The 18,660-nt window shown below is 68.2% G+C and carries 19 protein-coding genes; 7 read left to right on the top strand and 12 right to left on the bottom strand.

Annotation, left to right across the window (positions count from 1 at the left end; all coding sequences use genetic code 11):
* Positions 1-18: 18 nt before the first annotated feature.
* Together ASF57_RS26930 and ASF57_RS12135 are read left to right on the top strand one after the other, a co-directional pair.
* Complete coding sequence (locus ASF57_RS26930; RefSeq protein WP_244476919.1) at positions 19-201, top strand: helix-hairpin-helix domain-containing protein; 183 nt, start codon at positions 19-21, stop codon at positions 199-201.
* 89 nt (positions 202-290) lie between these two features.
* Positions 291-506, top strand: a complete 216-nt coding sequence (locus tag ASF57_RS12135; RefSeq protein WP_056178740.1) for a hypothetical protein — start codon at positions 291-293, stop codon at positions 504-506.
* 49 nt (positions 507-555) lie between these two features.
* Here the strand turns inward: ASF57_RS12135 and ASF57_RS12130 are convergent, their stop codons facing one another.
* The 3 genes from ASF57_RS12130 to ASF57_RS12120 form a co-directional block, all read right to left on the bottom strand.
* A complete protein-coding gene (locus tag ASF57_RS12130; protein WP_056483602.1) occupies positions 556-1,164 on the bottom strand; it encodes a GNAT family N-acetyltransferase in 609 nt (202 codons plus the stop codon).
* Positions 1,164-3,524: an Orn/Lys/Arg decarboxylase N-terminal domain-containing protein gene (locus ASF57_RS12125; protein ID WP_056178734.1), complete on the bottom strand. Its 2,361-nt coding sequence runs from the start codon at positions 3,522-3,524 to the stop codon at positions 1,164-1,166. Before ASF57_RS12125 ends, ASF57_RS12130 begins: the two co-directional genes overlap by 1 nt.
* A 120-nt stretch (positions 3,525-3,644) precedes the next feature.
* A complete protein-coding gene (locus tag ASF57_RS12120; protein ID WP_056483598.1) occupies positions 3,645-4,673 on the bottom strand; it encodes a CorA family divalent cation transporter in 1,029 nt (342 codons plus the stop codon).
* A gap of 283 nt (positions 4,674-4,956) precedes the next feature.
* Here ASF57_RS12120 and ASF57_RS12115 point away from each other — a divergent pair, with 283 nt between their 5' ends.
* The 3 genes from ASF57_RS12115 (at position 4,957) to ASF57_RS12105 (ending at position 7,263) form a co-directional block, all read left to right on the top strand.
* Entirely contained in the window at positions 4,957-5,283 is a 327-nt protein-coding gene (locus tag ASF57_RS12115; RefSeq protein ID WP_056484453.1) for a type II toxin-antitoxin system PrlF family antitoxin, read from the top strand.
* Positions 5,284-5,286: 3 nt separating this feature from the next.
* Positions 5,287-5,793, top strand: a complete 507-nt coding sequence (locus ASF57_RS12110; protein WP_056483595.1) for a type II toxin-antitoxin system YhaV family toxin — start codon at positions 5,287-5,289, stop codon at positions 5,791-5,793.
* Between the two features lie 219 nt (positions 5,794-6,012).
* Positions 6,013-7,263, top strand: a complete 1,251-nt coding sequence (locus tag ASF57_RS12105) for a nucleoside transporter C-terminal domain-containing protein (RefSeq protein WP_056483592.1) — start codon at positions 6,013-6,015, stop codon at positions 7,261-7,263.
* A 33-nt stretch (positions 7,264-7,296) separates the two neighbouring features.
* Here the strand turns inward: ASF57_RS12105 and minE are convergent, their stop codons facing one another.
* The 6 genes from minE to dctP form a co-directional block, all read right to left on the bottom strand.
* Positions 7,297-7,596, bottom strand: coding sequence for a cell division topological specificity factor MinE (minE, locus tag ASF57_RS12100; protein ID WP_056212040.1), 300 nt, complete (start codon positions 7,594-7,596; stop codon positions 7,297-7,299).
* Positions 7,593-8,408, bottom strand: coding sequence for a septum site-determining protein MinD (gene minD, locus ASF57_RS12095; protein ID WP_056178720.1), 816 nt, complete (start codon positions 8,406-8,408; stop codon positions 7,593-7,595). The genes minE and minD overlap by 4 nt, the downstream gene beginning before the upstream one ends.
* Before the next feature lie 14 nt (positions 8,409-8,422).
* On the bottom strand, positions 8,423-9,130 hold the full coding sequence (gene minC / locus ASF57_RS12090; protein ID WP_056483589.1) for a septum site-determining protein MinC: 708 nt from the start codon (positions 9,128-9,130) through the stop codon (positions 8,423-8,425).
* A 378-nt stretch (positions 9,131-9,508) separates the two neighbouring features.
* Entirely contained in the window at positions 9,509-10,861 is a 1,353-nt protein-coding gene (locus ASF57_RS12085; RefSeq protein ID WP_056483586.1) for a TRAP transporter large permease, read from the bottom strand.
* Positions 10,858-11,532, bottom strand: coding sequence for a TRAP transporter small permease (locus ASF57_RS12080; protein WP_056483584.1), 675 nt, complete (start codon positions 11,530-11,532; stop codon positions 10,858-10,860). Before ASF57_RS12080 ends, ASF57_RS12085 begins: the two co-directional genes overlap by 4 nt.
* Entirely contained in the window at positions 11,529-12,551 is a 1,023-nt protein-coding gene (gene dctP, locus ASF57_RS12075) for a TRAP transporter substrate-binding protein DctP (protein ID WP_056483582.1), read from the bottom strand. The genes ASF57_RS12080 and dctP overlap by 4 nt, the downstream gene beginning before the upstream one ends.
* A 182-nt stretch (positions 12,552-12,733) precedes the next feature.
* Here dctP and ASF57_RS12070 point away from each other — a divergent pair, with 182 nt between their 5' ends.
* Positions 12,734-13,390: a GntR family transcriptional regulator gene (locus tag ASF57_RS12070; protein WP_056178703.1), complete on the top strand. Its 657-nt coding sequence runs from the start codon at positions 12,734-12,736 to the stop codon at positions 13,388-13,390.
* A 150-nt stretch (positions 13,391-13,540) separates the two neighbouring features.
* Positions 13,541-15,217 carry a methyl-accepting chemotaxis protein gene (locus ASF57_RS12065; RefSeq protein WP_056483580.1) on the top strand — a complete coding sequence of 559 codons (1,677 nt, stop codon included), beginning with the start codon at positions 13,541-13,543 and terminating at the stop codon, positions 15,215-15,217.
* Between the two features lie 12 nt (positions 15,218-15,229).
* On the opposite strand, the gene ASF57_RS12060 is transcribed toward ASF57_RS12065, so the two are convergent.
* From ASF57_RS12060 to ASF57_RS12050, 3 genes are all read right to left on the bottom strand, one after another.
* Complete coding sequence (locus tag ASF57_RS12060) at positions 15,230-15,928, bottom strand: GntR family transcriptional regulator (protein ID WP_056178696.1); 699 nt, start codon at positions 15,926-15,928, stop codon at positions 15,230-15,232.
* A gap of 108 nt (positions 15,929-16,036) precedes the next feature.
* Positions 16,037-17,515: a glucose-6-phosphate dehydrogenase gene (gene zwf / locus ASF57_RS12055; RefSeq protein ID WP_056178693.1), complete on the bottom strand. Its 1,479-nt coding sequence runs from the start codon at positions 17,513-17,515 to the stop codon at positions 16,037-16,039.
* Positions 17,516-17,712: 197 nt separating this feature from the next.
* Complete coding sequence (locus ASF57_RS12050; protein WP_056483578.1) at positions 17,713-18,570, bottom strand: SDR family NAD(P)-dependent oxidoreductase; 858 nt, start codon at positions 18,568-18,570, stop codon at positions 17,713-17,715.
* Positions 18,571-18,660 lie beyond the last annotated feature (90 nt).

Here is an 18,660-nt window from a genome sequence, read left to right as displayed (position 1 = left end):
ACGGCGGGACCGCGCGGCGTGGCGGTGATCGACCTCAATACGGGCAGCGTCTCGGAGCTGAACGCCCTCAGGGGCGGCGGCATGATCGGACGCGCGATCGCGCAGAAGCGCCCCTATGCCTCCGTCGGCGAGCTGCTGTCGAAGCGCGTCCTCAGCCGCGCGGTGTACGAGCGGATCAAGGATCAGGTCACGGTGCGCTGAAACCCGTTTCGGGTAGCGCACCGCGCGGCGCCTGCCTACAATGCCAGCCCAGGAAGCCGGAAAGCCGCTTCGATCACCAGGGACGAGCCATGTTTGCGCAAGCCGGGGGCGTTACCTTTCGCGAGGATCTCGGCGTCGAGGAGACCACCGAGACCGACAACATCGTCCGCTGGGACGGCGAGAAGCTCTATGTCGAGCACGACATCTATCACAACGGTCAGCTCGTCCACCGCAAGTACCGCAAGAACGTCAGCGAGGCGGTCGCCCGGGCGCTTCAGGCGCTGATCAACCGGACGCAGCAATAGGCCGGGGCGGCGAACCTGCGACGCGCCTCGGCGCGTCCGCATCCGCCCCCTACTTGCCGATCCAGTCGTGCTCGGCGACGACGGCTTCCACCGGGCGCGTCCAGGTGCCGGGCTGGTCGGAAGACCCTGTGCCCAGCGCGCACTGGACCATGACGCTGTCGCTCCAGCGTCCGTACTTGTAGCCCACCGCCGGCAGCAGCCCGACGCGGACGAAGCCGCAGGCCTCGTGGAGGCGCAGGGACGCCTCGTTCTGCGCGTCGATGTAGCCGATCATCTGGCGGTATCCACCCGCCGCGCAGGCCTCGATCAGCGCCGGCAGCAGGCGCCGGCCGATCCCGGCGTTCAGGTGCTCGTGGTGGACATAGATCGAGTGCTTCAGGGTGTAGCGGTAGGCCGGGCGCTTGCGGAACGGAACCGCGTAGGCGTAGCCGGCCACGATCCCGTCGCGGTCGGCCACGAGGTGCGGCAGGCGCTTCTTGCGCATGGCCTTCCGGCGCTTCTTCAGGTCGTCCGGGTGGAGCGGGTCCGCCTCGAAATCCCCGACATCGCCGACGCCGCGCCGGATGTGATGGGCGTAGATGTCCACCATGTCGGGCACGTCGGCATCCGACGAGGGCCGGATGACGAGGTCGGGATCACTCTCGGCCGCGCCCGCCATCAGCGGCTCTCGCGCATGACGCGGGGCTCTCGCATGACGTAGGTGTGGAACCGGATCGTCCCATCCGGATCGACGTCGCGGAACACGCCCTGGATCTCGGCCTCGAAGCCCGGGAACAGGTTCGCGGAGCGCTCGAACATCTTGAAGTAGTCCAGCATGGGTTTGGCCCGCTCGTCCAATCGCTCGCCCGGCAGCACCGTGCCGATGCCCGGCGGGTAGACCAGAAGCAAGGTCGTCGCCACACGACCCTCCGCCTCCGCGATCGGAACGTAATCGACGTTGTTGCGGGTGAGCTGCTGGACCGCCTCCTTCGGCGTCATCACCATCTCGGGCAGGTGGCCCGGCTCGAACTGCTTGCGCTGAAGCGTGCTGGTGCCGTGCTCGCGGTGGAAGGCGTGGAAGTCGGCGCAGAGGTCGCGCAGGCGCACGCCCTTGTAGCGGTTGGGCCGCCGCCGCACGAACTCGGGCATCGCCTCCTCGAGGGGCACGTTGTCGTCGTGCAGGCGCTTGAAGGCGACCAGCCCCGAGATCAGCGTGCCGGCCTTGGAGGATTCGACACCCGGCGTCAGCAGGAAGAGCAGCGAGTTGAGGTCGTTCTTCTCCGGCACGATGCGGTTTTCCCGCAGGTACTGGGCAACGATCGGCGCCGGCACCCCATGCTCGGCATATTCCCCGGTGTGCCGGTTGAAGCCCGGCGTCAGCACGGTGAGCTTGTTGGGGTCGGTCATCGCGTAGTCGGGCGCCACGTGGGTGAAGCCGTGCCAGTCGGCGCCCGGCGTCAGCTCCCAATATTTCACGTTGCTGGCGAGCTCGTCCGTCGAGAGGCTTTCCCAAGGCACCCGGCCGTCCGGTCCCTTGACCGTGTCCGGCACGAAGGGGTCGAAGAACCAGCGCTTGAGCGGATCGCCCTCCTTCTCCTCGAACTCGCGGCGGATGGCGCGCACCTTCTTGCGCCACTCGATGCCGAGCCGGATGGTATCGTCCCACAGGACGACGCCGGAGCGGCCCTTCATCATCTGCGCGCCGACATCGAGGGAGGCGAACAGGGGATAGAACGGCGAGGTCGAGGCGTGGACCAGGAAGGTCTCGTTGAAGCGCCGGTGTTCGATCCGCCGGGTCTGGCCGCGGATGTGGCTGTCCTTGGTGTGGATCTGCGAGGCCTGGGAGAAGCTCGCCAGCTGCTTGTGGGTCGACTGGGTGGCGATGATGCCGGGCGAGGTCTCGTCGAGGCCCTTCAGGCCCATGGCGAAGCGTCCGGCGAAGAGCGGGTGGAACTTCATGAAGCCCGCCCAGGCCTCGTCGAAGAGGATGTAGTCGCAGAGATGCCCGATCTTATCGAGGATCATCTGCGCGTTGTAGATCGTGCCGTCGTAGGTGCATTGCTCGACCACGGCCACGCGGAACGGCCGCTCGCGTCGCCAGGCCTCCGGGTCGGTGATCAGCGGGTTGTCGCGGATCTTTTCGCGGATGCGCGTCTCGTCCAGGGCTTCGTGGTACATCGGGCCGATCAGCCCGTAGGCGTTGCGGTCGGTCTCCAGGAAGACCGGGATCGCGCCGCCGAGGAACAGGGCGCCGTGATGCGCGGCCTTGTGGTTGTTGCGGTCGAACAGCACGAGGTCGCCCTCCGCCACCAGGGCCGAGAGCACGATCTTGTTGGAGGCCGAGGTGCCGTTGAGGACGAAGTAGGTCTTCTCGGCCCCGAAGATGACGGCCGCCTCCTTCTGCGCCTTCAGGGCCGGCCCCTCGTGGACGAGGAGGTCGCCGAGATCGAGCACCGAGTTGTCGAGGTCGTCGCGAAACACCGCCTCGCCGAGATGCTCGACGAAGATGCGCCCGATCGGCGAGCGGTTGTAGAAGATGCCGCCGTTGTGGCCGGGGCAGGTCCAGAGCTGGTTGCCCTGCTCGGCGTAGTCGACCAGCGCGCCGAAGAACGGCGTCTTCAGGGTCTCGGCATATTGCTTGACCCGGCTCACCAGGCCGCGGGCGATGTAGTCCGGGGTTTCCTCGGCGAGGAAGATGTAGCCGTCGATGAAGTCCAGCACCTCGACCGGGATGTCCTCCAGGCGCTTGCGGCGGACCATGATCACGATGGGCATTTCCAGCCCGCGCTTGCGCATGAGGTTGATGAGGGCGGCCGCCTTGCCGTCGAGGCCGCGCTTGCCCCAATCCACCACCATGCAGCCGATGGCCGAATCGGTCTGGACCGCTATGGCCGCGTCCTCGACGCGGCGCGCCCGTACCACCTCGAAGCCGAGCTTTTCGACCGAACCGATGATCTGCTGGACGCGCACACCCTCGAGGTCGTCCGGATCGAAGTTCGGCGCGCACATCAGGACGGTGAAGCGGCGAAAGAAGTCCATGCGGGGAAAGGCTCCAGAAGGCTGTTGGCGCACCGTTCGCGACTTGACGTGACGCTTCGATGACGATCCTGCGGCGGCGGCGGTGTTTTCAGGCTCCGGGCCGTGCGACAGAAAGCCGGCTTACGATCCGGCACGCCGTTTGACGAGCCCGAGGCGGCGGATCATGCCGTAGACGGCCAGCGCCGCGAGGCCGCAGAGGACCAGGGCGACGAGCGAGCCGTTCTCGAAATCGCCGAGGAACAGCCCCTTGGTGTTCATGCCGAACACGCCCGTCACCAGGGTCGGCGGCAGGAACAAGGCGGTGAGGATCGACAGGGTGAAGAGCTGGCGGTTGGTCTCGGCGGCCGTGCGGCCGGCGATCTCGTCCTGCAGCAGGCGGCTGCGTTCGGACAGGACCAGCATGTCGCGGTGGAGCGAATCGAGCCGCTGGACCACGCGGGCGGCCATGCTCACCACCGCCACCGGCAGGGCGTCGTCGGCCTCCTCGGTCTCGGATTCGAGGCGGTGGAACACCGCGCTGAGACCCGCGAGCTGGCGATGCTGGCGCACGGCCTGCCGGCGGATCGGCGCCAGCGGTTTCGGGTCGTCGGGCTGGTCCTCGTCGAGCATCCGGTCCTCGATGGCGTCGAGGTCGTCGGAGAAGCGCCGGGCGCAGGCATCGAGGGCGGCGGCGACGCTGGTGACGAACAGCTCCAGCAGCCCCGCCGGAGCCGGAACGCGGCGCCCGGCCAGCACCGCATCGCGGGCGGCCTCGGCGGCGGCGGTGGCATGCCGGCGCCCGCTGACCAGCAGGCGTTCGCCCAGGACACAATGCAGACGCCCGGCCGGCTCGTCCGCGGTGCGGCCACCGAATTCGCGCTCCCGGTCCGCGATCACGAGGCCGAGATCGCTGCCCTCGATGACCACGCGCTGGTGACCGTCGCGGGCGAAGGTGGCGGCGGCGAGCGCCGGCGGCCCGAAGCGCCCGGCGGCGATCAGCTCGTCAAGGCGCGCATCGACGAGGTCGAGATGCAGCCAGAGGAAGCCGTCGGCGACGGGCGCCGGCAGGCCGCCGCCGGTCTCCAGCAGCCGCCCGCGACCCTCGGCGTCGAACACCATGGAGAAGAGCAGGCATGGCAGGTCGGTGGTGTCGGTAAGAAGGCGCGGCATCGCGGGCAGCCCCGTTGCCGGCAAACCGCCGCCGGTCGCCGCTGGATCGCAGGCGCGGGCGACACTGTCATGACAGCCCGTTCTTCAGGGATGCCTTGAGATCTGGGGCGTTCCCCCCCCGCCGATGGTCCAGGATCATCGGACACCGTCACGCCTCACGCGCGAATCTGGACGCTCGGCGCCCGATCGCAAAGCGCGATCCTGAACCGTCAGCGAACTTCGCGTCTTGCCAGTTACCCATCCGCGAAGTAAGGAATTTTCCTTACAAACGGTGGAGGCTATGATGGCGATCCTGGTTCGCGAGCGGAGCAAGATCACCACGAAGGGTCAGACGACGGTACCCAAGGCCGTGCGTCGGGCACTTGGCGTGAGCTATGGCGGCGAGATCGCCTACGTCGTCGACGAGTTCGGTCGCGTGAGCCTGCTCAAGGCGGAGGAGGAGACGGACCCGGTGATCGAGGGATTCCTGGCGTTCCTCGCGCAGGACATGGTCCGCAACCCGGCGAACATCGCGGCTTTCCCCGCTGACCTCGCGGAACGCATGACGGCGCTCACGGACGGGATGAACGTCGATCTCAATGAAGATATCGACGGAGCCGTGACGCTCTGAGCCATGATGACCGATGGCTGGACGATCTTCGCCCATCCACTGTTCCTCGATCAGCTCGAGAGGGCGACGGCGGCTGTCGAAGCAGCCAAGGCGGCCGATCCGAAAGGCTATCAGGCCACGGCGCAGGCGAAGCTCCTCGCCATGATCGCGAAATTGATCTTCGAGACGATTCCGTCCGATCCGACACGGCAGGAATATCGCCAGGGCGACACACTCGGGCGGTCCCGAAAGCATTGGTTTCGGGCCAAGTTCGGCAACGGCCGATTCCGCCTGTTCTTCCGTTATGACAGCAAGGCAAAGGTCGTCATCTATGCCTGGGTGAACGATGAGAACACGTTGCGGACCTACGGCTCGAAGACCGACGCGTATCTTGTGTTCAAGGGAATGCTCGACAAAGGCAACCCTCCCGACGACTGGCAAACGTTGCTGGCGTCGGCATCGACAAAGGCGGTTATCGAGCGCCTCGAAAAGGCCAAGCCGAAGAAGCGTGCGCGGCGTCGTCCGGATTGAACGACGACCACCGTTATTTTCCGCAGACGGACTCCATCGCTGGGACCGGACTGCGAGCCTCGCTCCACGAGGACGAGCGCAACACGCTCTGCGTCCAGAGACGAAGAGGCGACGGCATCCGATCGCCCCGCGATCAGCTCTCGGTGGATGCCCCGACTTCGCCCGCGACAAACGCCGCGGCATCGGGCTTGCTCCGCACCGTCAAAACAGCGGGGCGGCATGGTCGAGAAGCTTTTTCACGCGGGCGCGAGCCTGGCTCTGCTGCTCGCCGTCGCGGTGCTGTTCTCCACCAACCGCCGGGCGATCTCGCCCCGGGTGGTGCTGTCGGCCCTGGCGCTGCAGGTGGCGCTGGGCGCGCTGGTGCTGTTCGTGCCGGCCGGCCGGGCCGGCCTCGCGGCGGCGGCGGGCTTCGTCCAGACCGTTCTGAATTACGGCGACCGGGGCACCGCCTTCCTGTTCGGCGGCCTCGTCGAACCGCGGATGTTCGAGCTGTTCGGTGGCAGCGGCTTCATCCTCGCCCTGCGCATCCTGCCGCAGATCCTCTACGTCTCGGCGCTGATCGCGGTGCTCTATCATTTCGGGGTGATGCAGTCGGCCGCGCGCGGGATCGGCGCCGTGCTGCGGCGGCTGATCGGAACCTCGCCGATCGAGACCTTCTCGGCGGTGATCACCATCGCCATCGGCCAGAGCGAGATCGCCATCGCGCTGCGGCCGTTCCTGATGGCGCTGACCTCGGCCGAGCTGTTCGCCGTGATGTCGAGCGGGGCCGCCTCCACGGCGGGCACGATCCTGGCCGGCTACGCGGCCCTCGGCGTTCCGATGGACTATCTGCTGGCGGCGAGCGTCATGGCGATCCCGGGGGGCTTGCTCTACGCCAAGATCCTGGTTCCGACGACGGAGCCCACGCGGGTGACGACCACGCGGGTGACCTTCGGCGAGACGCGGGCGGTCAACGTGATCGAGGCGGCGGCCGACGGCACCCAGAAGGGGCTGGCCGTGGCGGTCTCGGTGGGGGCGATGCTGATCGCGTTCACGGGGCTGATCGCCCTGCTGAACGGCTTCATGGGCTGGACGGGGGGCCTGCTCGGCTATCCCGCCTTGAGCCTGGAGGGCCTTCTCGGCGCGGTGTTCGCGCCGCTGGCCTGGTTGATGGGCGTGCCGTGGGATCAAGCCGGCCTCGTCGGCGGGGCGCTGGGTCAGAAGATCGCCTTCAACGAGTTCCTGGCCTACGCGCAGCTCTCGCCGGTGCTCAAGGGCGGCACCCTCGATCCGCGCACGGCCGCGATCCTGTGCTTCGCGCTGTGCGGCTTCGCCAACCTGACCTCGGTGGCGATCCAGCTCGCGAGCCTGGCCAGCCTCGCGCCGGAGCGCAGGGCGGAAATCGCCCGCTTCGGCCTGCGCGCGATCCTGGCCGGCACCCTGTCCAACCTGACGAGCGCGACGCTCGCCGGGTTGTTCATCGGGGCCTGACGGCTGTGCCGGCCGGGATGCTTGCGCGGAGGGTCATGCGGCGGCGAGTTTCGCCGCCTTGACCTTTGCGGGACCGGCCTTGGCGACGGCCGTGAGCGGCAGCTCGATGTCGATGTCGAGGGTCGACATGTCCTGGCCGCGGTCGAGGCGGATCTGGACCTTGTCGCTGTTGACCTCGACGTGCTTGGCGATGACCGCGAGGATTTCCTCGCGCAGCACCATCACGAGATCGGAGCCGCCGACCCCCGCCCGTTCATGGGCGAGGATGAGTTGCAGGCGGTCGCGGGCGACCGGCGCCGAGCCGCGCCGGTTGAACATGTTGAGGAGGCTCATGCTGCCCTCCGGGTGAAGAGTTTGTCGAGGAAGGACTTCTTGTCGGTGGGGACCGACATCGGGACCGCATCGCCGTTGAGGCGGCGCACGGCGTCGGTGTAGGCGCGGGCCGGGGCGCAGAGCGGGTTGTTCAGGGTCACCGGGCAGCCGACATTGGAGGCGCGCAGCACTTCCATGCTCTCCGGGATGATGGCCAGCAGCGGGATCGAGAGGATCTCGAGCACGTCCTCGATCTTGAGCATGTCGCCGCGATCGGCCCGGGCAGGGTCGTAGCGGGTGAGGATCAGATGCTTCTCCATGGTCTCGCCGCGCTCGGCCTTGAGGGTCTTGGAGTCGAGCAGGCCGATGATCCGGTCGGAATCGCGCACCGAGGAGACCTCGGGGTTGGTCACCACCACGGCGACGTCGGCGTGGCGCATGGCCAGCGTGGCGCCGCGCTCGATGCCGGCCGGGGAGTCGCAGATCACCCAGTCGAACTTTTCGCGCAGCTCGTCCATGACGCGGGCGACGCCCTCGTCGGTGAGCGCATCCTTGTCGCGGGTCTGCGAGGCGGGGAGGAGGTGGAGCTTCTCCAGCCGCTTGTCGCGGATGAGCGCCTGGTTGAGCTTGGCGTCGCCGTTGACCACGTTGATGAGGTCGTAGACGACCCGGCGCTCGGCGCCCATCACGAGATCGAGGTTGCGCAGGCCGACGTCGAAATCGACCACCGCCACGCTCTTGCCGGCCTGCGCGAGCGCCGCGCCGAGGGCCGCCGTCGTCGTCGTCTTGCCGACGCCGCCCTTGCCTGATGTCACGACCAGAACTTTGGCCATATGAGCTGTCTCCCTCAATCCAAGGATGCGAATTTGATGGCGCCGCCATCGAGCCAGATTTGCACGGGCTTGCCGCGCAGGTGGTTGCCCATCTCCTCGGCCGTGCGGACGAGGCGGTCGATGCCGAGAAGCTCGGGCTCGAACTTGCGGCAGCAGATGCGGGCGCGGGGGTTGCGGGCGGCACCGGCGATGGCCCGGCCGCGCAGCGCGCCGTAGACATGGATGGAGCCGCCGGCGAGGATCTCCGCGCCGGAAGAAACCGACCCCATCACGGTGACGTCGCCGGTGGGGTGGACGATGGATTGCCCGGACCGGACCGAACCCTCGATGGTGAGGGAGGTCGTGGCCGGCTCCGGGGGTGCCTCGGGCACCTCCGGCTCGGCCTGGACCGGAACCTCGATCGAGCTCAGGGGCCGCCCCTGGACCAGCAGCGGCGGGCGCCCCGGTCCGAGGAGGGAGACCTGCGTTCCCTCGATGCCGAGGATGCGGATCTGCCGGCTGCCGAGTTCGGCCAGCAGGGTGTCGAGGTCCGACGCGGCGGGCTCCAGAGCCGCCACGTCGAGGATCAGGGCGCGCCCGTCGAACAGCGTCGGCGAGCGTTTCAGCGCCTCGTCCAGATCGGCGAACCAATCCGGAAGCGGAGTTTCCGGAGCCAGCACCAAGGACTTGAAGGCACGGCCACGAAGCTGAACGGGTCTGCGGGGAGGGCTTGTGTCAGTCACGGGCTCTCGCGATTCCTTACCAGACCATTGATGCCCGGTATGGTTACCGCTTCGTTAACAACCCGTGCTCAAAGGATTAAAGGCGCGCATTTTCCTCTGATCCGATGATCCAGGGATGGGAGGATGGGCCGGGCGCCCCCTATTTCGGCCCCGCCTCGCCCCGATCCCCTCCCCGCACCCCGGAAACGGATCGGCCCCGGGCGGGGCGCGCGACGGGCTGCCCCTGTCGCACGCCCCATCCGGGGCCGGGTCGATTCGACGATGGCGCGGCTTGCGCGGCGCCGGCCCTTTGCGCGGCGCCGGCCCTTTGCGCGGCGCCGGCCCTTTGCGCGGCGCCGGCCCTTTGCGCGGCGCCGGCCCTTTGCGCGGCGCCGGCCCTCACCGCGTGGTGGGCAGGAGCCAGTTCGGCAGCCACATGGCGATGCCGGGCACGAGGCAGAGGATCAGGATCGCCACGGCCATCAGGATCACGAAGGGCAGCGTGCCCCAGATGATGTCCTTGAGCGGGATGTCGGGGGCGATGTTCTTGATGACGAAGATGTTGAGGCCCACCGGCGGGTGGATCAGGCCCATCTCCATGGTGATGGTCATCACGACGCCGAACCAGACGAGGTCGAACCCGGCGGCCTTGAGCGGCGGCAGGATGATCGGCGCCGTCATCAGGATGATCGAGACCGGCGGCAGGAAGAAGCCGAGCAGGATCACGAGGCCGAGGATCGTCACCAGCAGCACCCAGGGCGAGAGCTGCATCGCCACGATCGCGCTCGCGGCCGATTGCGAGATGTGCAGGTAGCTCATCACGTAGGCGTAGAGGAGCGACATGCCGATGATGAGCATCAGCATGGTGGATTCCCGCAGGGTCGCGGCGAGGATCGGGTTCACGTCCCGGGGGCGCCAGACACCGTAGATGATGGCGATCAGGCCGAGCGCCAGCAGGCCGCCGAGGCCGGCGGTTTCGGAGGGCGTGGCGTAGCCGCCGTAGAGCGCCACCATCACGCCGGTGAGCAGGATCACGAAGGGCAGCACCCGCGGCAGCGTCGAGAAGCGCTGGCGCATGCTGTATGTGTCCTCCGCCAGAATGGCCGAGGGGGTTCCGTGGCGCTCGTAGGCGTCCTTGGCGGCGGCATATTCCGCGCGGAAGCGATAGACCGACCAGGTGGCGAACAGGGCGACCAGCAGCAGGCCCGGACCGATGCCGGCGAGGAACAGGCGCCCGAGCGACTGCTCGGCGGCCACCGCGTAGAGGATCATGGTGATGGAAGGCGGCAGCAGGATGCCGAGCGTGCCGCCCGCCGCGATGATGCCGGCGGCGAAGCCCGGCGAGTAGCCGCGCTTGCGCATCTCGGGGATGCCCGCCGAACCGATGGCCGAGCAGGTGGCGGGCGAGGACCCCGCCATCGCGGCGAAGAGCGCGCAGGCGAAGACGTTGGCGATGCCGAGCCCCCCGGGGATGCGGTGCATCCAGGCATGCATGGCGGAGTAGAGATCCTGGCCCGCCCGGCTCCGGCCGATAGCGGCGCCCTTCAGGATGAAGAGCGGGATCGACAGCAGGGTGATGGAGGCCATCTCCTCGTAGACGTTCTGCGCCACCGTATCGAGGGAGGCGCCGGGCATGAAGACATACATGAAGGCCAGGGCGACGAAGCCCAAGGCGAAGGCGATGGGGATGCCGGCGAGCATCGCGCTCAGCGTTGCGCCCGCATACAGGAAGCCGATGGCGGCGACGCTCATGGGTGGGAGCCCGTCTTGAGGGAAGAGTTGTTCAGGGAAGGGTTCTTCAGAGAAGGTTTGTTGAGATCGGCGCCGAGGCCGACCTTCGGGTTGGCCCAGCCGGCGGCGCGCGGCCCGTAGGTCAGCGCCTCGATGATCTGCAGCAGGAATTGCAGGCCGAGGAAGCTCATGCCCAAAGCCATCAGCGCGTAGGGAATCCACAGGGGCGGCCCCCAGGAGGATTGCGAGACCTGACCGTCGACCCAGGCCTCGTGCAGCAGGCTCCAGCTCTTCCAGGCAAAGAAGGTGACGAACACGATGCTGATGAGGTCGGCCACCAGCAGGCGGACCCGGTTCACGCGCGGCGAGAGCAGCCCGCTCAAGGCCTCGATCGCCACGTGGCCGCGTTTGGCCTGGACGGCCGCGGCCGAGAAGAAGGTGGCCCCCACGATGAGGAACACCGCCATCTCGTCCTGCCAGTCGGTGGGCTCGTGCAGGGCGTAACGCACCACCACGCTGTAGCTGAGCACGAGGCAGGCGCAGACCAGGGCGATGCCGCCGAGCAGCATGATCACCCGGTTGATCGCCTTCATGCCCCGGTCGAGATGCCCGAGCAGGCCGGGAATCCGGGGCTCGGGGGCGACCGACGCGGTCTCGGAAGCGGCCGAGGCCGCGTCGAAGGCGTGGCTCACGACACCTGCTCCGCCAGCTTGAGGAGCTCGGCGCAGTTCGCCGACTTGCCCGCGAAGTCCTTCCAGGCCGTCTCGCGGGCGATGTCGCGCCATTGGCCGAGCGTCTTCTCGTCGAGGTTCTGCACCTTGGCTCCGGCCTTGCCGAAGATCTCCTCGACCTTGGTGTCGTCCGCCTTGGCACCGGCCTGCCCGAAGGGCTCGAGCTCCTCGCCGATCGCCATGACGAGGTCCTGCTGGTCCTTGGGCAGGCGCTCGAACGCGATTTTCGACATCATCAGCGGCTCCAGCATGAACCAGTAGGAGCGCTCGCGGCCCGAGGTCAGGGCCTTCGACAGTTCCTCCAGGCGGAACGAGATCAGGCTGGTGGACGAGGTGATGACCGCATCGCAGGCGCCGGTCTGCATGGCGGCGTAGGATTCACTGGAGGGGATCGACAGGGTCGCGGCGCCGGCCTGCTTCATCATCAGGTCCATCTCGCGCGATCCGCCGCGGACCTTGAGGCCCTTGGCATCCGCCGGGGTGTAGAGCGGGCGTTCGCGGCTGGCGACGCCGCCCGATTGCCAGACCCAGGAGACGAGGAGGATGCCCTTGGAATCGAGGATCTCGGTGATCTTCCGGCCGACCGGCGCCTTCTTCCAGGCGATGGCCTGCTCGTAGGAGCTCACCAGCGCCGGCATCAGGCCGATATTCATCTCCGCCACTTCGCCGCCGGCATAGGGCGACGGGTAGAGCGACAGGTCGAGCGCGCCCTTCCGCATGGCGCCGAACTGGGCGTTGGTCTTCATCAGGGACGAGCCCGGATAGACCTGCACCTCGATGGCGCCCTTCGAGCGCTCGGCCAGCAGGGCGGCGAACTTCCGCGACAGACGATCGCGGAAATCGCCCTCATCGATGGTGCCGCCGGGAAACTGGTGCGAGAGCTTCAGGGTGGTGGTGGCAGCCCGGGCGCGGGAGCCGAGCGAGAGGATGGCGGGGGCGGCGAGGCCGCCGGCGACGAGGGCACGGCGCGTCAACATCATGGCGAGTCTCTCCCTGGGCAGGCCTCTGGCCGCCTCCTTTTTGCAGCGCAGCATTTATACTGCACCGCCACTTCTTTATACATGAAACGACGTCTTGTATATTTTGTCAACGAAGATGAATAATGGAGCGCGCCTGATTGTTGTGAGTGGGCAGGATGAAAACCGGACTGGGATCTCCGCGCATGAACCAATCGCGTCGCCTCAGGCACACCATCGAAACCGAGATCGTGGATGGGCGTCTGTCCATCGGGGCACGCCTCGACGAGACGGAGCTGGCGGAGCGCTTCGGGGTGTCGCGCACGCCGATCCGCGAGGCCTTGCTGCAACTGGCGATGACCGGCCTCGTGGAGATCAAGCCTCGGCGGGGCGCCATCGTCAGCGCCCCGGATCCGCAGCTCCTGATCGCCATGTTCGAAACCATGGCGGAGATCGAGGCCTCGTGCGGCCGCCTCGCGGCGCGGCGTCTGGTGCCGGACGACGAGGCGGCCCTGAAGGCTGCCCTGGCGGCCTGCGGCGTCTCGGCGGCGGCCGGCGATCCCGAGACGTATTATGCCGAGAACTACGTCTTCCACACGGTGGTCTACCGGGCCTGCCGGAACGGCTTTCTCGAGGAGCAGGCGCGCCAGCTGCACCGGCGGCTCGCACCCTTCCGACGCCTCCAGCTCCGCGCCCGCAACCGCCTCGGGCAATCGCTCGCCGAGCACGAAGCCATCGTCGCCGCGATCGTATCGGGTGACGAGGCCGCCGCGTCCGACCGGTTGCGCGCCCACGTCATCGTGCAGGGGGACCGCTTCTCCGACCTCGTGGCCGGCCTGCGCTCGATCAACGCCGCGGCCTGACAAGCGCCGGGCTTTACGCAAGTCCTTGTCGCGGCACGCAACTCTGATCCCACAGGTTGAATCCGAGAAGATTCCGGAAAGCCATTCTTAAGGGCGTCATTCTAACCGTGTGGTGACACTGACAGACCTGCCGCTATTCGGACCCTTGCCATGCGCCCCTCCCTCAAGAAGACGCTGATCGGACTCTTCGGTCTGCTGACGGTCATCACGACGGGCCAAGGGCTCGTCTCGCTGGCAAAGCTCGACACCATCGGCAACCGCATCACAGTGCTGTCCGACAACGTTCTACCCTCGGTTGATTCCGCGCACACGATGAATGCTTTGGTGATGCGCATCCGCCTTTGGCAGTTCCGCTACGTCCTGGCCGAGACCGCCGAGGAGCGCGGCAACAGCGTCACCCAGGCCGCCGGTCTGGCCAAGGAGTTGGAGGCGAAGCGGGCCGCCTACCAGGCCCTGGTGAGTTCCCCCGAGGAGGGGGCGCTGTACGCGGACGTCACCGGCAAACTCGCGTTGATGAGCCAGGATTGGACCCGGCTTCAGGGTATGGACCCGGCCCGGCGCGACGAGATCCTGACGCTGTTTCGCGGTGCCATGAACGCCGACTATCTCGCGACCTCGGGCGCCTTGCGCAAGCTGGTCACCTTCAACGACCAGGTCGGTGGAGCCGCCAAGGCGGCCGCGCGTGCCGAACAGGCCAGCGCGATGCGGGTCACCCAGATCATGCTCGGGCTGTCGGCCCTGATGGCGCTGGCCGCCATGGGCTACACCCTTCTGGGGGTGACCCGCCCGCTCGGCGCGATGACGGCGGCCATGCGGCGCGTCGCGGATGGCGACGCCGAAACCGAGATTCCCAGCGTGGGCCGCCGCGACGAGATCGGCGCCATGGCCGACACTCTTGACACCTTCCGGGCGAATCTCGTGCGCAGCCGGGTTCTGGAGGATGAAACCCGCCTCGCCCGGGCGGGCGCCGAAGCCCAGCGCAAGGCGGCGATGCGTGAGATGGCCGACGGGTTCGAGGGCGCCGTCGGCGGGATCCTCGGCCGGGTGACGGCGGCGGCGAGCCAGCTGCGCGGAACGGCCCAGAGCATGGCCGGCACCGCCTCCGCGACGGCGCAGCAATCCACCACGGTGGCGGCGGCGGCGGAACAGGCGGCGGCCAATGTCGGCATGGTGGCGGCGGCAGCCGAGGAACTCGGAGCCTCCGTGCAGGAGATCGGGCGTCAGGTCGACGGCTCGACCCAGCTCGCCCAGCGGGCGGTGGACGAGGCCGCCGAGACCGCGACGCAGGTTCAGGAACTGAGCGCCGCGGCCGCGCGGATCGGCGACGTGGTGGCGATGATCGCGAGCATCGCGGGCCAGACCAACCTGCTGGCGCTGAATGCCACCATCGAGGCGGCCCGCGCCGGTGAGGCGGGTCGCGGCTTCGCCGTGGTCGCCGCGGAGGTGAAGGAACTCGCCAACCAGACCGCGCGGGCCACCGAGGAGATCAGCGGGCAGATCGGCCGGATCCAGGGTTCGACCGGTCAGGCCGTCTCCGCGATCGAGGGCATCAGCAGCCGCATCCGCGAGATCAGCACCGTGGCGACCTCGATCGCGGCGGCGGTCGAGGAGCAGGGCGCGGCGACGCAGGAGATCGTGCGCAACGTGGGCGAGGCAGCCACCGGCACCGGCGAGGTCACCACGAACATCACCGGGGTCGCCGGAGCGGCCGAGGAAACCGGCGCAGCCGCGTCCCAGGTCCTGGCGTCGGCCTCCGAACTCTCACACGAATCCGAGCATCTGGCGCAGGAACTGGCACGCTTCCTCGGGACGGTCCGGGCGGCCTGACCGGCGCCCGGCTCAGGCCGTTGTGCCGGAAGCGTCCTGGCCTGCCGTCCCGAAATTCTCGGCGATCACCGGAGTCCGGGCCCGGATATGGGCGCGCATCAGCGGAGCCAGCGCCTCGCCGTCCCGGGCGCGGAGCAGCGCGATCATCTGCTCGTGCTCGCGGACGGATTGCGCCCATTGCTCCGGCGTCTGGTGCACGGCGTAGCGCGAGCGCTGGATGCGGCCCGAGAGGCTGTCGTAGATGCCCCCCAGGGTGGCATTGCGGCTCGCCCGCATGATGCCCTCGTGGATCGCCCGGTTGAGGGCGAAGTAGACGCCCTCCTCGCCGGCCTTCCAGGCCGTCACCATGGCGTCGTGGTCGCGGGAGATGCCGTCGATCTCCACATCGGTGATGATGCGGCAGGCAAGATCGGCGGCGGTTGCCTCGAGGCCGGCGATGACCTCGATCATTTCCTCGATCTCGGATTGCGACAGGCTGGCGACCCGGGCGCCGCGATTCGGCAGCAGTTCCAGCAGGCCCTCGGTGGCGAGGATCTTGATGGCCTCGCGCAGGGGCGTGCGGGAGATGCCGAAGCGCTCGGTCAACTCGCTCTCGTTGATCCGGGCGCGCGGTTCGAGCTCGCCCGAACAGATCAGGTCGCGCATGCGGTCGACCACCTCATCGTGAAGGTAGCGCCGGTTGATGCCGAGGCCCGTCTCGATCTTGTTCATGGGTCCACGACGTCTGGAAGAGAAATGAAGAATACGTCTTCGTGGTAATCCCTCGTCTGAGACCTGTCGAGAGAGTGCGGAATTATACCCCCGGTCCTCGCCCCGGCGTCAGCGGATTTCTTCGTGCCAGGTCCGGCCGTCGCGCTCGATCAGCGCGATGGCGGCGGTCGGCCCCCAGCTGCCGGCCGGATAGGGACGCGGCGGCTCGGGCCGGTCGGCCCAGGCCTTGAGCAGCGAGTCGGCCCAGGCCCAGGCCACCTCGACCTCGTCCCGGCGCATGAACAGGGTGGCGTTGCCGCGCACCACATCCATGAGCAGGCGCTCGTAGGCATCGGGGTAACGCTGCTTGAAGGTCTCCTCGAAGGAGATGTCGAGGTTGGTCGGGCGCAGACGCATGCCGCCCGGCCCCGGGTCCTTGGTCATGACTTCGAGCTTGATCCCCTCCTCCGGTTGGAGCCGGATGACGAGGCGGTTGGGCTCGCGCCCGAAGGCTTCCTCCGGGAAGATCGAGAACGGCGAGGCGCGGAACTGCACCACGATTTCGGAGAGCTTCTGCGGCAGACGCTTGCCGGTGCGCAGGTAGAACGGCACCCCGGCCCAGCGCCAGGACTGCACCTCGAGCTTGAGAGCCACGAAGGTCTCGGTGCGACTGTCGGTGTCGCCGCCGAGGTCGGTGCGGTATCCGTCCACCGGCTTACCCGCGACGGCACCGGCGGCATACTGGCCCCGCACCGTCACGGTCTGCACGTCGTGCGGGGTGATCGGCTTCAGGGCCCGCAGCACCTTCAGCTTCTCGTCGCGGACCGAATTGGCGTCGAGGGAGAGCGGGCTCTCCATCGCCATCAGGCAGAGGAGTTGCAGCATATGGTTCTGCACCATATCCCGCAGCGCGCCCGAGGTGTCGTAATATCCGGCCCGGCCCTCGACGCCGACGGTCTCGCCCACCGTGATCTGGACGTGGTCGATGACGTCCGCCGTCCACAGGCGCTCGAAGATGGTGTTGGCGAAGCGCAGGGCGAGTAGGTTCTGCACCGTCTCCTTGCCGAGGTAGTGGTCGATGCGGAAGATCTGCTCCTCGGGAAACACCTTTCCGACCGCGTCGTTGATGGCGCGCGCCGATTTCAGGTCCTTGCCGATCGGCTTCTCCAGCACGACGCGGGACTTCTCCCCGATCAGGCCGTGCTGGGCGAGGTTCTGGCAGATCGAGCCGTAGAGGTCGGGCGAGGTGGCGAGATAGTAGGGCCGCACCTGATCCGGACGCTCGGCGAGCTTGGCGGCGAGATCTTCCCAGCCGTCGTCCCCGGCCCCGTCGACCGCCACGTAGTCGAGATGGTCGAGGAAGGCCGCGATCGTGTCCTCGGCGAGATCGGCGGCGGGGACGAAGCGCTTGATCGCATCGCGCGCCCGCTCGCGGAACGCCTCGGTGCTCATCTCCGAGCGCGACGCCCCGATGATCCGGCTCGTGCCCGGGATCTGCCCATCCTTGAAGCGGTAGTACAGGGCCGGCAGCAGCTTGCGTGTCGTCAGGTCGCCGGTGGCGCCGAAGACGACACAGTCGAAGGAGGCGACGGGGATGATGGTGGCCAAGGGCGGCTCCCGTTCGGTTTACAAGTCGGCCCGCAGCACGTCGGCTCGCAGGAGGATCGTCACGCGGTTGCCCTGCACGGACAGGGCGCGAAGAATCGCACCCGCTGTGTCGGCTTCCCGGCGCCGCTATGCAAGGCGTCCGCCACCTGCGCGGCGTGCAGAACGGAGATGGTCCGGGCGAGCGTCGGTCGCGGCGATCAGGACCCGGCGAAGCGCTGGAACGCGGCGGCGTGGTCGGGGTGCCAGCGCGAGAGCGCCGGACGGTTCTCGATGATGTCCCCGGCGGCCCAGGCGATGCGCTTGGCGTCCTGCGCCCGGGTCGTCTCGTTGTCGGGGCAGAGAATGTAGAAATCGCCCTGCGCCAGGCCGGCCATCAGGACATCCACCGTCTCCTCCGGCGTCCAGGCCCCCTCGGGCTTCTCGGTGACGCCCCGCGCCCGGGTCAGGCCGGTATAGACGAAACCCGGGATCAGCAGATGGGCGCTGACCCGGGCGCCCTCCCGTCCACGCAGGTCGTGGGCCAGCGCCTCCGTGACGACCTTCACCCCCGCCTTCGACACGTTGTAGGGCGTGTTGCCCGGCGGTGTGGTGATGCCCTGCTTCGAGCCGGTGACCACGATGGCCCCGGGCGCGCCACCGGCGATCATCCCGGGCGCGAAGGCCTGGATACCGTTGAGGACGCCCCACAGATTGGTGTCGAGGATGCGCCGCCAGGTCTCCGCGTCCGAGAACAGCGTCCCGCCGGCCTCGATTCCCGCATTCAGCAAGACGACGGCCGGTGCGCCGCCGGTGGTGGCGGCGTCGCGAAGGGCAGCGACGTCTTCGGGACGGGCGACATCGGTCGGCATGGCGTGGACCGGGGCTTGGACCGCGGTGTCCCGCGCCACGGCGGCGACCGCCACCTGCGCGGCGTCCAGGGCGGAACCGGGCAGGTCGGCCAGCCAGACCGCCAGGCCCTCGGCGGCGAATCGCTTGGCCGCCGCCAGCCCGATCCCGCTGGCTGCGCCGGTGACGATGGCGGTTCGCCCCGCCTGAAATGCCGGATGCCTGCTCATGCTGTCTCCTGTCGGACGGAAGTCTGCGGGGCACACCCTGTGTGGAGGTGCCGTTGCACGCGTCAGGTAGGGCACCCCGTGGAGGCCGGC

Origin of the sequence: Methylobacterium sp. Leaf117 (assembly GCF_001422985.1) — a bacterium.
Taxonomy (GTDB): Bacteria; Pseudomonadota; Alphaproteobacteria; order Rhizobiales; family Beijerinckiaceae; genus Methylobacterium.
The sequence above is the reverse complement of the archived record's forward strand: the minus strand, read 5'-3'. Positions and strand labels throughout refer to the sequence as shown.